The following is a 14478-nucleotide window of genomic DNA, read 5'->3' as shown; positions in this document are numbered from 1 at the left end:
AATTAAAATGATTTTATAATATGACTAACTTTTCCGCAAATAATAATCAGAAAGAAGATGTTGTTTTTAATAAATTTAAAAAGCAACTTGAAAAAATCGGATTAAGTATTGAGTCAATTGATGCAGATGGATTTATTTATGTCAATATCGGAGAAACTGATCTGAAAGTTAGTTTAGAGAATGTTAGACGAAATTATGAAAGAGATTTTGATGAAAGACATATTGCTGATTTAGTAGAAGTAATTGTGCAACATTCATTTAAAATTGAAGATTGGGAACAAGTAAAAGACAAAATATATTTACAATTTGTTCCAAATGACTTTGAATTTGAAAATATTATAAATGAAAAGATTACTAATGAATTTAGTAAAGTCTTTGCATTAAACCTTAATAATGGTTTTTCGTTTATAACTAATGACGATTTATCAGATTGGAAAATAGACGTTACAGAATTAGAAAAACAAGCCGATTTAAATTTAGGAATTTTATTGGAGAAAGTAAAGATAGAATTTGAAGATATAGATAATCATAAACTTGGAATGATTAATCTTGAAGAAGTATCGCTTAAAAGTTCTTGTCTTTTTTCTTCAAAAATAAAAGATCTAGTTGAAAATAATATTGGTTTTCCTTTTTATGCTGTAATTCCTGTAAATGATTTTTGTTACATTTTTGCCGAAGAAGATTTTGAATATTTTTCTCAACGTCTAGGTTCTGTTGTTCTTGATGAATATAATAACTCGGGATATCCAATTACGACAGAAATTTTAAAATTTTCAGAAACAGCTGTTGAAGCGATTGGAAAATATTAAATAAATAAAAATGGACTTCAGGCTAAAAGTTTTCTACACAGTTGCGCTCCGCCTTAATTTTACTAAAGCGGCAACAGAATTGTATATTACTCAGCCGGCCGTTTCTAAGCATATTCAAGAATTAGAAGAAACTTATAAAATCAAACTTTTCGAGCGAAACGGTTCTAAAATCGCTTTAACCCCAGCGGGAAAAATACTTCTAAAGTATACTAAAAGTATTTTTGATATTTATCGCGAAATAGATTTTGAAATGAGTTCGTTTAATGCAGAACGCCAGGGTTTACTTAGGCTAGGAGCAAGCACAACCATTTCGCAATATATTATTTCTCCAGTTTTAGCTAGTTTTCATCAGAAACAAAAAGACATAAAAGTCAATCTGCTGAATGGAAATACAGAACAAATCGAAACAGCTTTAATCAATAAAGAAATCGAAATTGGAATTGTAGAAGGGCAATCAAAAAATCAATCCATAAAATACATTCCGTTTTTAAAAGACGAATTGGTTTTAATCTGCAACAGCAATAATCCTTTAGCGAAACAAATCGAAATTTCAGTAAATGATTTAAAATCAATGAAATTCATAACTCGAGAGCGTGGATCTGGAACACTTGAAGTTATAGAATTTGCCTTGAAAAAAGCAGGTTTAAAATTTTCAGATTTACAAATCGAAATGCAGCTTGGGAGCACAGAAAGTATAAAATCGTATTTATTAAATTCAGATTGTTTTGCCTTTATGTCTATTCATGCTGTAAATAAGGAATTGAAAAACAAAGAATTAATTGTTTTAGATGTAGAAAAGTTGTCAATAGAAAGATATTTTTATATTGCCACTTTACAAGGAAAATCAGACGCTTTGTCAGAATTATTTATTCAAAATTTAGCAAATCATTATAACCTGAAGTTATAGCCTATTGTAATTTGCGATTGGTGTTTTTAATATAAACGGTAGAACTTTGCGACATAATATCAATACCTATTTATTTTGAAAACAAAAGAACAAAGCACAGCACAATTATTTGAAATTAATCAGTCATTGCAGCAAGTTTTATTTCTCGCTGTAATTCTTTTATGTTTATTTTCAATTATATCCCCGCCAATTGCACTTTTGTTAGGTGTTTTGATTGTGAATCTTTTCGGAAATCCATTTGTAGAATTCAATCATAAAGCTATTACATTTTTATTGCAGTTTTCTGTGGTTGGTTTAGGGTTTGGAATGAATGCCAATAATGCAGTTTCTGCGGGAAAAGAAGGATTTGTTTTGACTGTTTTTTCAATTTTTAGTACTTTACTCTTCGGGTTTCTGTTAGGAAAATGGCTTAAAACAGAGAAAAAAACTTCTCATTTGATTTCTTGTGGAACAGCAATCTGCGGAGGAAGCGCTATTGCTGCCATTTCACCAGTAATCAAGTCAAACGAAAATCAAACTTCAATTGCTTTGGGTGTTATTTTTATACTCAATTCAATTGCCTTGTTTATTTTTCCATTTATCGGACATCAATTGGATTTATCGCAAAAAGATTTTGGTTTATGGTGCGCCATTGCCATTCATGATACGAGTTCGGTAGTCGGAGCGGCAAATAAATATGGCGCAGAAGCCTTACAAGTTGCTACAACAGTAAAATTAGCAAGAGCTTTATGGATTATTCCCATTTCAATTTTGACTGCTTTTCTTTTTAAAAGTAAGAACTCAAAAATCAAAATACCTTATTTTATCGGTTTGTTTGTTGTGGCGATGCTAGTAAATACTTACGTTCCGTCAACAGCCTTTTTTACTGGTCATCTCGTTGGGATTGCCAAAATTGGTTTAACCATAACTTTGTTCCTAATTGGAGCAACTTTAAATTTTGCCACCTTAAAAACAGTAGGAGTAAAGCCTTTGCTACAAGGAATTTTTCTTTGGATTTTTATAGCCGTTTTAGCTTTAGTGTCAATTCTTTATTTGGGCTAGTTTTTTTTTAACCGCAAAGTTCGCAAAGTTTTTTGTACAAAGCTTTGCGAACTTTGCGTTCTTTGCGGTAAAAGCATACTCAAAAGTTTTTTAACTACTTTACATTGGAGAATTTTACAATTGGTTTATCAATCATTTTGTAGAATTTTCCTTTGAAAGCATAACGTCTTTCAATCTCAAAATTAAACGACTTTTTTGCTTTCGCCATAGTGAAAATTTCTTCGGGAAGATTTGTTTCGAATTCGTCTTGAGCTTTTAAAGCTTTATTAAACGTGCCTGTTGTTTTGACAATAATATCTCTAAAATGCTTTTTTGCATTATCATTCATAACTGTATATGTTCCAGACCATTGTATACTTTGGACGTTTGTAAGTTGATAATTGTCGACTTCCATTATCGGCTGATATTTTCCGTCAAAACCAGCAACCAAGTATAGCCATCCTTCAAAAGGACCGCCTGCGCCACCATTAACATGCAGTAATGTAAAAGCAAACTGATCCTCTCCAATTTCAACCAATTTTGGAGTTGGGCATTGCGCAAAAGCTCCAAATGCAGCAACTGCTGGCTGGAAAGATCGCATTTCCCACAAATTGGCATTTTTTGCAAATTTTGCCAAACCTAGCAATCCTCCAGAAAAACGCCCAGTCTGCAATCCGTCTTCATCATGGACAGAGTGATTAAAAGCTAGTATTTTGAATTGATTTCCTTTTGAATCTTTATAATCAATATTGGCTAAAAGTCTTGTTGCAACACCTTCGGTATATGGAAATAATTGGTCGCCTTCGACACCATTTACGTCCAAAAAAGGAGCTGGTTTGCATGCTTTACATTTCCAGCTAATAAAATTATTTTTATCGGCAAAATGATAGAGATTGCCAGGAAATAGCTTTTGAATTGTTTTTATGCCATCAAGCGGTTGAGAAACTTTAAGAATCCTTTTTGGGTTTAATATAGTGTCGCTGATATTTTTTAGTTGAATGTCAGTTTCTTGTGCCAAGCATAAGGAGGAGGTAAGCAAGAAGAGATTTAAGATAATCTGGCGCATAAAAGTATATTAATTATAAAAACAAATATATAAAGAAAACTATTGTTAATATAAACTTCTGTTTCTTTTGGAGCGGAAAATCTCAAAAATCTAAATTTAGGAAATCTTAATTACAGTATTTTTTGCGTATTCTTTAATTAAAGCTAAATTTGCTCCCTCTAATAAAAAAACAAATGAAGAAAATCCAAATGAGACCAAAATTAATCGCTTTCGGAGCTTTAGTTATTGGGTTTATTATGCTGTCATGGGGAAATGTTGGCCATGAGCGTATTAACAAAGCAGCTGTAATGGCTTTACCAAAACAATTACAGATCTTTTTTTACAACCACATTGATTTTATTACACAAGAAGCTTCGGTTCCGGATATCCGTAAGTATGCTTTAAATTATAAAGAAGAGGGCCCAAGGCACTATTTCGATATGGAAAACTTTGGATCTGCTGACACATATCCACAAACATTAGAAGAAGCAAAACAAAAGTACGATGCTAAATTTTTGAGCGATAATGGAATCCTGCCTTGGTATATTGAAGATATGATGGCAAAATTGACAAAGGCTTTTAAAGAAAAAAATAGAGCTGAAATCTTATTTCTTGCAGCAGATTTAGGTCATTATATTGGTGATGCACACATGCCTTTGCATACTTCTAAAAACCACGATGGACAATTGACTGATCAAAAAGGAATTCATTCGCTTTGGGAAAGTAGATTGCCAGAATTATTTGTTAAGAATTACAAATTAAATGTTCCAGAAGCTCAGTATTATGCCGATGTTCATAAAGCCATTTGGGATATGATTAATGATACTCACAGTTTTGCACAGCCTTTATTGGACATTGATAAAAAGCTAAGAACTGCAACTCCTGAAAACAAAGTTTTTGAAATGGATGCTGATGGTAAAATCGCTAAAACAAAATACAATACTTCTAAGTTTTCTGATGAATATGCTGGGAAATTGCATGCAGAATTAAACGGAATGGTTGAAAGTCAAATGAGAAAAGCAATTTCTGCAACGGCAAGTTTTTGGTATACTGCTTGGGTAAATGCAGGAAAACCAGATTTGAGCGATTTAGATTCGCCAGCTGTTACTCAAAGAAACTACCAATTTTTGCAGGATGATTTAAAATTATACCAGAAAGGAAATTTATTTGGAATGAAAAATCAGAATGACTAATTTTTGTTTCAAGTTTTAAGTTTCATGTTTCAAGTTAAGCTGAAACTATAAACAAAAGCCTCAAATTCTTTACGATTTTGAGGCTTTTGTTTTTCTTTTTAATGATGAATGTTTGCATATAATTTTTTATGCTTATCGGCTAAATCTTTAAACTGATATTCTTTCTCTTTTAAAACATATGAAGCTGATTGATAGTAAGAAATAGTTTCGTCGACCAAGTTCTTGTTTTCAGTTTTTAGCGGAATTTCATCATAATGGATTTGAAATTCTGGAGAGATTCCGGCTCTTTCGTTAAGTTTCAATTGAAACTGTTTTATCTGTTGCTTTGGAGATAAAATTGTCAAAACATTATCTTTTATTAAACCAAGATCTTGATAAGTTGCTATAAAAGCTCTAGGCTGATAATCTGGTTTAAATACATCACGGCCAAAGAATTTGCTTTCGTAGTCAAAATTTAAAAGTCCAAATAATGTTGGCATGAGATCAATCTGCGACATTAATTTGGTGTATTTTTCAGGTTTTATATCTGAAGAGTATATTAGAGCTGGAATTCTGTATTTATCCAACGGAAGTTCTGTTTTTCCTGCACTAGAAGCACAGTGATCGGCTACAATTACAAAAACAGTATTTTTAAACCAAGGCTGTTTTTCTGCCTGTTCAAAGAATTGTTTAAGTGCGTAATCAGTATATTTCACGCCTCCGTCTCGTGATTTGATATTTCCGGGAATGTCAATTTTATTGTTTGGATAAGTAAAAGGTCTATGGTTGCTAACAGTCATGATATGATTGAAGAAAGGCTTATTTTGTTTAGCCTCAGCATTCATAACTTTGATTGCTTTGTTATACATGTCTTCATCGCAAACTCCCCACACGTTCGAAAAAGTAACTTCATTTTCAGCAAAACTCGATTTGTCAATAATTTGATAGCCGTTTCCAGTATAAAAATCCTGCATATTGTCAAAAAAAGCATCTCCACCGTACATGAATTTCACATTGTACCCTTTTTTAAGGAATACAGATCCAGTCGAGAACTTGTTTTTGTTGTCTTCTCTTTTAACCACACTTTCGCCAGCTGTAGGAGGAAGGCATAAAGTTACGGCCTCAAGTCCACGAACTGTGCGATTTCCTGCTGCATACACATTTGTAAAGAGTAAACTTTTTTGTGCAAGACTGTCTAAAAATGGCGTAATATTTTGCTCGTTTCCATACATTTTCATAAAATCGGCGCTTAAGCTTTCAATAGTAATTAATACCACATTTTTATGCTGTTCGAGAGAATCCTCTTTTATTTCGTGTAAAGTGTTTTTACCAGAAATAGCAGGTAAATCCTGTTTTAACAAAGCAAATGCTTTTTCGTTCGGAATTGTTTTGTAGAATTTAAAATAATCCAATTTGTTATTCTGAAAAGCCAAATAGAATTTGTAGATTCCATTTGATTGCAGTTCATTAACAAAGACATTTTTAGAGTTTTCAGTTTTGGCTAATCCAGGAACAGCCAACAATGAAGCAATAAATAAAACAGCATAAAGCGATGTAATTTTTATTTTTTCATTAAAACTCGGAATCTCATCTATATAATTTCTTGATTTCTTGATAATACAATAAGTGATAATTGCTGTAACAATGAATAAAGCAGAAAATATCGGGATTACAGGATACGACTGCATAATGTTTCCGATAACTTCATTAGTGTAAATGAGATAGTTAACAGCAATGAAATTGTATTTTACTCCAAATTCGTTCCAGAAGAAAAATTCGCTGATTGCATTTTGAAGAATCAATAAAACATATAGAAAAATCACAAAAGCAAAAAGCCAAAATCTGATTTTATCTCTGTGTTTTGGAAGGAAAAGGAAAAGCGAAAACAAAAGTGTTTTTAAAGAAACAAAAATCAAAACGATTTTTGGCAAAGCGCCACCGTATTCGTCAAAAATGCTTTTTCCAGAAGCTACATAGATTAGAAGTCCTATAAAGCCTGCTAGTATAATATAACCGTAAGGCTTGTTATATTTAGAGTTTGAAATAAAAATTAGATAAAGCCACAAAAAGCCTGAAGCTAATACGAACACAAAAGTATCTGATAGTAAGCCAAGTGAGAATATTTTTATACTCTCTGCAAAAGTAAAAGAACTTTGTGTAATGGGATGAAAAAGCAATACCATTCTAAGCGTAAAACTTACAATAAAATACAGTAGAGCAAGGTTATAGAAAGGCGAAAGTTTTTTGTAAAAATTCATCGGACTTATTTTTTACAAAATTAATTTCGAATGATTAACGCCAGATTAAGTTCCACTTTTACCTTACTTAACATTGACTTAATGTTTGCTTAAGAAGTTGATTGCCTTTTTTATTAATGATAAGGATTATTTCTGAGAGCTAAATTATCTATCTTTGAATTGATAAAATGAAATTCAAATTTAATCAGATACGATAAATGCATATTTTAATAGTTGAAGACGAAGTAGGAATTGTTCAATTTCTAAAACAAGGTTTGCAAGAAGAAGGGTATCAAATTACTACAGCTGCTGATGGTTCTAAAGGTTTTGAACTGGTTCAGGAACAAAAATTTGATTTGATTCTTTTAGATTGGATGTTGCCAAAAATAAACGGCCTAGATTTGTGCAAAGCTATTAGAGTTAAAGATCATTTTACTCCAATTATTTTTTTAACTGCAAAAGACACAGTCCAAGAAACTATTGAAGGGCTGAAAGCTGGCGCAAACGATTATATCAAAAAGCCTTTTAGTTTTGAAGAATTGGTTGAGCGAATTAAAGTTCACTTTAGAAATAAAAAACAAACTGAAACCCTAACTCTCGGAAATATTACGATGGACTTGTCCAGACATATTGTATTGAAAGGAGATGAAGAAATTTCGCTGACCCAACGCGAGTTTGAATTACTAGCTTATTTAATACAGCATAAAGGAAAAGTCTGTACCAGAAACCAGATTTTGCGAGACGTCTGGGAAATTAATTTTGAGTACGATACAGGTGTTATTGATGTTTTCATGAATGCCATTAGAAAAAAACTGAACCTTAAAATCGAGGAAGACTATATTAAAACCATCCGAGGCATTGGATATATTGCTAATGATTAACAAATGACATCATTATCTTTTAAAGACAGAATAGCACTAAATTATATCGTAGGAACTGGACTTTTGGTTTTAGCGGTTTTTTCTGCTATTTATTTTATTGTAAAACTGACTGTTTACAATCATATAGATGAAAATTTAAACATAGAAGTTCAAGATCATCTTAGGGAAATTAAAATTGAAAAAGGTAGGGTCGTTTTTATGGATGCGGAAGAATGGGAAGAAAGAGAGCATAATTCTGTTGATGTAAATCCTGTATTTGTCCAGTTTTTAGATTTAAATAAAAAAATAATAGAAAAGTCTCCGAACTTAAAAAATGAAAAACTCGTTTTTCATGAGAATAAAGATCATTTTCAGCTTTTTGATGCACAATTATTGGACAATAAAATTCGCCAAATCCAAGTTCCGCTTCACGTGCACTCCAAAAAAGTTGGATATTTGATTATTGCCATGTCACTTTCAGATTCTTCAAAAGTATTGGATAATTTGATGGATACCTTATTAATTACTTTTCCAATCATTCTTTTAATTCTTTTTTTCTTAGCAAGATTTTATGCTGGAAGAAGCATAAAGCCGATAAATAATATTATTCAGACTTCTAAGATTATTACAAAAGACAATCTGAAAGCACGTATTCCACTTCCAAAAACAAGAGACGAATTATTTGTGCTTTCTAAGACTATTAATAATTTATTAAATCGAATTGAAGACGCAATAGAGCGCGAAAAACAATTCACTTCTGATGCTTCTCATGAATTGAGAACGCCTCTAACTGTTATTAAAGGAACACTTGAAGTGCTTATACGTAAACCCCGTGACAACAAAGAATACGAAGAAAAAATTAATTATTGTATTAATGAGGTAGACCATTTGAATTCTCTTGTTGATCAGTTGCTTATGATGGCTCGATTTGAGAATCAAAAACAGAATATTCTTAAAGAAAAAGTTTATTTAAATGCTGTCGTTTTAGATGTACTGAAATTAAATACAGAGAAAATTAAAGTAGGAAAAGTAAATGTGATTTTAGACGCTTCAGAAGAGTTTTATATTTATTCCGATAATTACTTAGCGGTAACAATTCTTCGAAATATCATCTCAAATGCCATAAAATACTCAAAACCCGACAGTGAAGTTCGAATTTCCTTATCCAGAGAAAACGAGAAAATTATCTGCAATATTTCAGATCAAGGAATTGGAATCGCAAAAAAAGATTTGGAATCTATTTTAAATCCTTTCTTCAGATCAGATTCTTTAAATCATTCAGAAATAAAAGGAACTGGGCTTGGTTTGTTTATTGTAAAACGAATGACAGATCTGCTTAAAATTAAATTTAAAATTGAAAGCGAAATTGGTATAGGCACGCGAGTTTTATTGGTTTTTGATGAATATGATAATTCGTTAAAGTAATTTAAAATCATTAACTAAAATGCCCTTCAAAACGATTTTTAACAATAAACTATCGTTAAGTTAAAATAAAAATTGCTTTTTAATTATTTTATCTAGTATATTTGCAAACGAATCAAAGAAGTAAAAAACAAAACAAATCATGATTTCAATTCAATTACATCATCATCATTTACATTATTGCTCTCAAGCGATGTGTTAATGGTATGCATGTAAATCATCATATTTTAAAACCCGTTTGAGTACATCAAACGGGTTTTTTAATTCAAGCTCTCTTTGTACTCAAACTATTAATTCAACAAACAACTAAAAAAATGAGTACTTTAAAAATTGCAATTCAAAAATCTGGACGTTTAAACGAAGACAGCATTCAAATCTTAAAGGACTGCGGTATTTCAATCAACAACGGAATCGACCAGTTAAAAGCCGAGGCTTCAAATTTTCCTCTTGAAGTTTTATATCTTAGAAATTCAGATATTCCTCAATATTTAATCGATGGAGTGGTAGATTTAGCTATAGTTGGCGATAATCTTTTGGTGGAAAAAGGAAAAGGAATCGAAGTGGTTCAGAAATTAGGATTTTCAAAATGCAAAGTTTCTGTTGCAGTTCCTAAAACCTTCGAATACAATTCGGTACAAGATTTGGCAAATCTTCGAATTGCTACCTCTTATCCAAATACAGTTACCGAATATTTTAATAAATTTGGTCTGACTGTAGATATTCACCAAATCTCTGGTTCTGTAGAAATTGCTCCAAATATTGGTCTTGCAGATGCAATCGTAGACATTGTTTCAAGCGGAAGCACTTTATTCAAAAACAACTTAAAAGAAGTTGAAGTTATTTTGAAAAGTGAAGCAGTTCTGGCTGTTTCGCCAAAAGTTTCTCCAGAAATCCAGAAACACATTGATACTTTAAAATTCAGAATTCAAGCTGTTTTAAGAGCTAGAAATTCAAAATATATCCTAATGAACGTTCCAAATGACAAAATTGAAGCAGTTGGAAAAATTCTTCCGGTTTTAAGAAGTTTAACGGTTCTTCCGCTAGCGCAAGAAGGTTGGAGCAGTGTTCACTCAGTAATCGACAAAGATACTTTTTGGGATGTAATAGATCAGCTTAAAGAAGTAGGAGCAGAAGGAATTTTAGTTTGTCCAATTGAGAAAATGGTACTATAAAAAATAGAAATTCCAATATGAAAATTGCTTCGCCTATTCGCTATCGCTCGGGTCCAAATTCCAAGTTGCGGATGCAGCTTTGCGAACTTAGCGTTTTTTCAAGACAAAGAGAATAATAAAACCTTGCGCCCTTTGCGGTTAAAAAAATAAAGGCATGAATAAAATAGATAATCCAAAACCAGAAATCTGGTCAGAAATATTAAAAAGACCGACTAAAACTGTAGACGATATCGAACTTACGGTAAAAGAAATCTTTAAAGAAGTTCAAAGAAAAGGAGATGAAGCCGTTGCAAAATACACTTCGATTTTTGACGGAATTTCTCAAGACAATTATGAAGTTTCGCAAGCAGAAATTGAAGAAGCGATTAGCTTGATTCCGAACGAGCTGAAAGAAGCTATTGAATTAGCGAAAGACAATATTTATAAATTTCACAATGCTCAAAAAACAGATCGTGTTTCTGTTGAAACTATTGAAGGAGTAAACTGTTGGCAGGAAAAAAGACCAATTCAGCAAATAGGCTTATACATTCCAGGAGGAACAGCGCCTTTGTTTTCGACTGTTTTAATGTTGGCTGTTCCTGCTGAGATTGCTGGCTGTAAAGAAATTGTGTTATGTTCTCCGCCAGACAAAAAAGGAAAAATTAATCCGGCAATTTTATACGCAGCGAATTTATGTGGCGTAACTAAAATTCTAAAAGTTGGCGGAATCCAAGCTATTGCAGGAATGACTTTTGGAACAAAATCAATTCCGAAAGTGTATAAAATCTTCGGACCTGGAAATCAGTTTGTAACGGTTGCGAAACAATTAGCAACTCAATTTGGCGTTGCAATTGATATGCCTGCAGGGCCTTCAGAACTGTTAATTGTTGCTGATGATACTGCGGTTCCAGCTTTTGTAGCTTCAGATTTATTATCTCAAGCAGAACACGGAACTGACAGTCAGGTAATTTTAGTTTCGACTTCAAAAAAGCTAATTGCAGAAGTAGAAAAAGAAGTTCAATCACAATTGGAAGTTCTTCCTAGAAAAGCTATAGCAGAAAAAGCAATTGAAAATTCAAAATTGATTTATGTCGAAAATGATCAGATTGCTTTAGATTTAATCAATGAATATGGCCCAGAACACTTTATAATCTGCTCAGAATATGATGATTTCTATTGCAACGGAATTGTAAATGCAGGTTCTGTCTTCATAGGGAATTATACGCCTGAAAGTGCTGGAGATTACGCTTCAGGAACCAATCACACATTGCCAACAAATGGTTATGCGAAGAATTACAGCGGTGTAAATCTAGACAGTTTTATGAAATCAATGACATTTCAGAAAATCTCTGAAAAAGGAATTCAAAACATTGGAAAAGCTATAGAATTAATGGCTGAAGCCGAAGGGTTACAAGCGCATAAGAATGCTGTGACGCTGAGATTAAAGAGTTTAGAATAAGAAAGAGAAAAGAAGCAAGAAGAAAGATATTGAGTGGGTAAGATAAGAAGTCTTTTCTCTTGTTTCTTGTTTCTAATAGTCCAAAAAACAACAACAAATGAACATATTCGATATAAACACAATAACAAGAGAAAACGTAAAATCGTTAAAACCCTATTCTTCTGCGAGAGATGAGTTTGAAGATTTTGATACAGCAGAAATGATTTTTTTGGATGCCAATGAAAATCCGTATCAGAATGGTGTAAATCGTTATCCAGACCCACAGCAGAATTCGGTTAAAGCGATTTTGGCCAAGAATAATTTAGTAAAGCAAAGTCAGATTTTGTTAGGAAACGGAAGTGATGAAGTTTTAGATTTGCTTTTTAGAGCTTTCTGCGAACCAAACAAAGACAATATTATTTCGCTTCCGCCTACATATGGAATGTACGGAGTTTTGGCAAACATCAATGCAGTAGAAAATAGAGAAATTTTGCTTTCAACCGATTTTCAGCCACAGGTTGAAAAGATTTTAGAAGCAGTTGACGAAAACACGAAAATCATTTTTTTATGTTCGCCGAACAATCCAACAGGAAATTCTTTCTCTGATGAAAGCGTAGTGAAATTGCTTCAAAACTTCAATGGTTTAGTGGTAATTGATGAAGCCTATATTGATTTTTCAGATAAAGAAAGCTGGCTGACAGAAATCGACGAATACCCGAATTTAGTGATTACTCAAACTCTTTCCAAAGCGTATGGTTTAGCTGGAATACGTTTAGGAATTTGCTACGCTTCAGAGGAAGTGATTTCAATTTTAAACAAAATCAAACCGCCTTACAACGTAAACGAATTAACGCAGCAAAGAGCTAAAGAACGTTTAAAAGATTCTGATAAAATTAAACAAGAAATAGCTTCTATTATTGAGCAAAGAGAAGAGTTGCTTAAAGTATTGCTTGAAGTAAATTTTGTTGAGAAAGTGTATCCAACAGAAGCCAATTTTATCTTGGCAAAAGTAGATGACGCTAACAAAAGATATAATCAGTTAATCGAAAAAGGAATTGTTATCAGAAACAGAACAACACAACCTTTATGTGAAAATTGTCTTCGTTTTACAATAGGAACAAAAGAAGAAAATGCGGTTGTAATTAGAGAATTGAAATTGTTATAAACTATGACAGACCTAACAGGTTTTTAAAACCTGTTAGGTCTCAAACTATAAACCATGAAAAAAGTACTTTTTATCGATCGTGACGGGACGATTGTTTTAGAACCTGAAAATTATCAACTAGATAGCCTAGATAAACTGGAGTTTTATCCAAAAGCATTTCAATATTTGGCTAAAATTGCTGCTGAATTAGATTACGAATTGGCAATGGTAACGAATCAGGACGGCTTAGGAACTGATAGTTTTCCAGAAGATACATTTTGGCCAACGCAGAATTTTATTCTAAAAGCATTTGAAAACGAAGGAGTTGTTTTTGATGAAATCTTCGTTGACAGAACTTTTCCAGAAGAAAATGCGCCAACTCGCAAACCAAGAACCGGAATGCTGACTAAATATTTGAATAATCCAGAATATGATTTGGCGAATTCTTTTGTTTTAGGTGATCGTTTGACTGATGTTGAATTGGCTAAAAATCTTGGTGCAAAAGCGATTTTCATGAACGATACGGATGGAATTGGAAGCAATGAAATTTCATCTAAACGTGAAGAATTGAATGAAACAATCGTTTTACAGACAATGGATTGGAAGAAAATCTATGAGTTTTTAAAATTAGAAGCGCGCTCAGCTTCTATTACTCGTAAAACAAACGAAACAGATATTTACATTAATCTAAATCTTGACGGAACAGGAAAAAGTAAAATCGATACCGGAATTGCATTTTTCGACCACATGTTAGACCAAATCTCACGTCATGGTCAAATGGACTTAGAAATCACAGTAAAAGGCGATTTAGAAGTCGATGAGCACCATACAATTGAAGATACAGCAATTGCCTTAGGAGAAGTTTTCGCGAAAGCGTTAGGAAATAAATTAGGAATAGAACGTTATGGTTTCTGTTTGCCAATGGATGATTGTTTAGCACAAGCAGCAATTGATTTTGGCGGAAGAAACTGGCTTGTTTGGGAAACTGAATTCAAACGCGAAATGGTAGGTAAAATGCCAACAGAAATGTTTTATCATTTCTTTAAATCATTTACAGACGGCGCAAAAGCCAACTTAAATATAAAAGCAGAAGGAATTAACGAGCATCACAAAATTGAAGCTATTTTTAAAGCTTTCGCAAAAGCCATAAAAGTAGCCGTAAAAAGGGATACAGAAAAAATGATTTTGCCAAGTACTAAAGGTATGTTGTAAAAAAGTTTAACCGCAAAGTACGCAAAGCACACAAGTTTTTTCGCGTTCTTAGCGTAAATCT

The 14478-nt window shown here is 32.5% G+C and carries 12 protein-coding genes; 10 read left to right on the top strand and 2 right to left on the bottom strand.

The window, feature by feature from the left end; all coding sequences use genetic code 11:
- Positions 1–20 precede the first annotated feature (20 nt).
- The 3 genes from BB050_RS18765 to BB050_RS18755 all read left to right on the top strand — a co-directional run bounded on the left by BB050_RS18765 (position 21) and on the right by BB050_RS18755 (position 2757).
- The gene (locus BB050_RS18765) at positions 21–809 is read left to right on the top strand and encodes a hypothetical protein (RefSeq protein ID WP_066034663.1); all 789 of its coding nucleotides are present in this window, start codon (positions 21–23) and stop codon (positions 807–809) included.
- 10 nt (positions 810–819) lie between these two features.
- Positions 820–1716, top strand: coding sequence for a LysR family transcriptional regulator (locus BB050_RS18760; RefSeq protein WP_066034662.1), 897 nt, complete (start codon positions 820–822; stop codon positions 1714–1716).
- Positions 1717–1791: 75 nt separating this feature from the next.
- Positions 1792–2757, top strand: coding sequence for a YeiH family protein (locus BB050_RS18755; RefSeq protein WP_066034661.1), 966 nt, complete (start codon positions 1792–1794; stop codon positions 2755–2757).
- Positions 2758–2851: 94 nt separating this feature from the next.
- Here the strand turns inward: BB050_RS18755 and BB050_RS18750 are convergent, their stop codons facing one another.
- Positions 2852–3754: a hypothetical protein gene (locus BB050_RS18750; protein WP_236940364.1), complete on the bottom strand. Its 903-nt coding sequence runs from the start codon at positions 3752–3754 to the stop codon at positions 2852–2854.
- A gap of 221 nt (positions 3755–3975) precedes the next feature.
- Between BB050_RS18750 and BB050_RS18745 the strand changes: the two genes are divergently transcribed.
- Positions 3976–4974 (top strand): zinc dependent phospholipase C family protein, encoded by a 999-nt coding sequence (locus BB050_RS18745; RefSeq protein ID WP_008464073.1) that lies wholly within the window; start codon positions 3976–3978, stop codon positions 4972–4974.
- A gap of 98 nt (positions 4975–5072) precedes the next feature.
- Here BB050_RS18745 and BB050_RS18740 read toward each other — a convergent pair whose 3' ends face one another.
- Positions 5073–7211, bottom strand: coding sequence for an LTA synthase family protein (locus BB050_RS18740; RefSeq protein WP_066034659.1), 2139 nt, complete (start codon positions 7209–7211; stop codon positions 5073–5075).
- A 197-nt stretch (positions 7212–7408) separates the two neighbouring features.
- Between BB050_RS18740 and BB050_RS18735 the strand changes: the two genes are divergently transcribed.
- The 6 genes from BB050_RS18735 (at position 7409) to hisB (ending at position 14417) form a co-directional block, all read left to right on the top strand.
- Positions 7409–8071, top strand: a complete 663-nt coding sequence (locus BB050_RS18735; protein ID WP_008464075.1) for a response regulator transcription factor — start codon at positions 7409–7411, stop codon at positions 8069–8071.
- A gap of 3 nt (positions 8072–8074) precedes the next feature.
- The gene (locus BB050_RS18730; protein WP_066034658.1) at positions 8075–9475 is read left to right on the top strand and encodes a sensor histidine kinase; all 1401 of its coding nucleotides are present in this window, start codon (positions 8075–8077) and stop codon (positions 9473–9475) included.
- Between the two features lie 311 nt (positions 9476–9786).
- Complete coding sequence (gene hisG, locus BB050_RS18725) at positions 9787–10644, top strand: ATP phosphoribosyltransferase (protein WP_008464079.1); 858 nt, start codon at positions 9787–9789, stop codon at positions 10642–10644.
- A gap of 154 nt (positions 10645–10798) precedes the next feature.
- The gene (gene hisD, locus BB050_RS18720; RefSeq protein ID WP_066034657.1) at positions 10799–12082 is read left to right on the top strand and encodes a histidinol dehydrogenase; all 1284 of its coding nucleotides are present in this window, start codon (positions 10799–10801) and stop codon (positions 12080–12082) included.
- A gap of 97 nt (positions 12083–12179) precedes the next feature.
- The gene (hisC, locus tag BB050_RS18715; RefSeq protein ID WP_066034656.1) at positions 12180–13226 is read left to right on the top strand and encodes a histidinol-phosphate transaminase; all 1047 of its coding nucleotides are present in this window, start codon (positions 12180–12182) and stop codon (positions 13224–13226) included.
- Between the two features lie 54 nt (positions 13227–13280).
- Complete coding sequence (hisB, locus tag BB050_RS18710) at positions 13281–14417, top strand: bifunctional histidinol-phosphatase/imidazoleglycerol-phosphate dehydratase HisB (RefSeq protein ID WP_066034655.1); 1137 nt, start codon at positions 13281–13283, stop codon at positions 14415–14417.
- Positions 14418–14478 lie beyond the last annotated feature (61 nt).

This window comes from Flavobacterium anhuiense (assembly GCF_001705175.1).
In the GTDB taxonomy this organism is placed as follows: domain Bacteria; phylum Bacteroidota; class Bacteroidia; order Flavobacteriales; family Flavobacteriaceae; genus Flavobacterium; species Flavobacterium anhuiense.
Note: the sequence above shows the minus strand (reverse complement) of the source record. Positions and strands in the feature narration are given on the sequence as shown.

Bases quoted from the DNA above. Each gene is read 5' to 3' on its own strand.
- BB050_RS18765 (WP_066034663.1), top strand. From the start codon at position 21: ATGACTAACTTTTCCGCAAATAATAATCAGAAAGAAGATGTTGTTTTT.
- BB050_RS18760 (WP_066034662.1), top strand. From the start codon at position 820: ATGGACTTCAGGCTAAAAGTTTTCTACACAGTTGCGCTCCGCCTTAAT.
- BB050_RS18745 (WP_008464073.1), top strand. From the start codon at position 3,976: ATGAAGAAAATCCAAATGAGACCAAAATTAATCGCTTTCGGAGCTTTA.
- BB050_RS18740 (WP_066034659.1), bottom strand. From the start codon at position 7,211: ATGAATTTTTACAAAAAACTTTCGCCTTTCTATAACCTTGCTCTACTG.
- BB050_RS18735 (WP_008464075.1), top strand. From the start codon at position 7,409: ATGCATATTTTAATAGTTGAAGACGAAGTAGGAATTGTTCAATTTCTA.
- BB050_RS18730 (WP_066034658.1), top strand. From the start codon at position 8,075: ATGACATCATTATCTTTTAAAGACAGAATAGCACTAAATTATATCGTA.
- hisG (WP_008464079.1), top strand. From the start codon at position 9,787: ATGAGTACTTTAAAAATTGCAATTCAAAAATCTGGACGTTTAAACGAA.
- hisD (WP_066034657.1), top strand. From the start codon at position 10,799: ATGAATAAAATAGATAATCCAAAACCAGAAATCTGGTCAGAAATATTA.
- hisC (WP_066034656.1), top strand. From the start codon at position 12,180: ATGAACATATTCGATATAAACACAATAACAAGAGAAAACGTAAAATCG.
- hisB (WP_066034655.1), top strand. From the start codon at position 13,281: ATGAAAAAAGTACTTTTTATCGATCGTGACGGGACGATTGTTTTAGAA.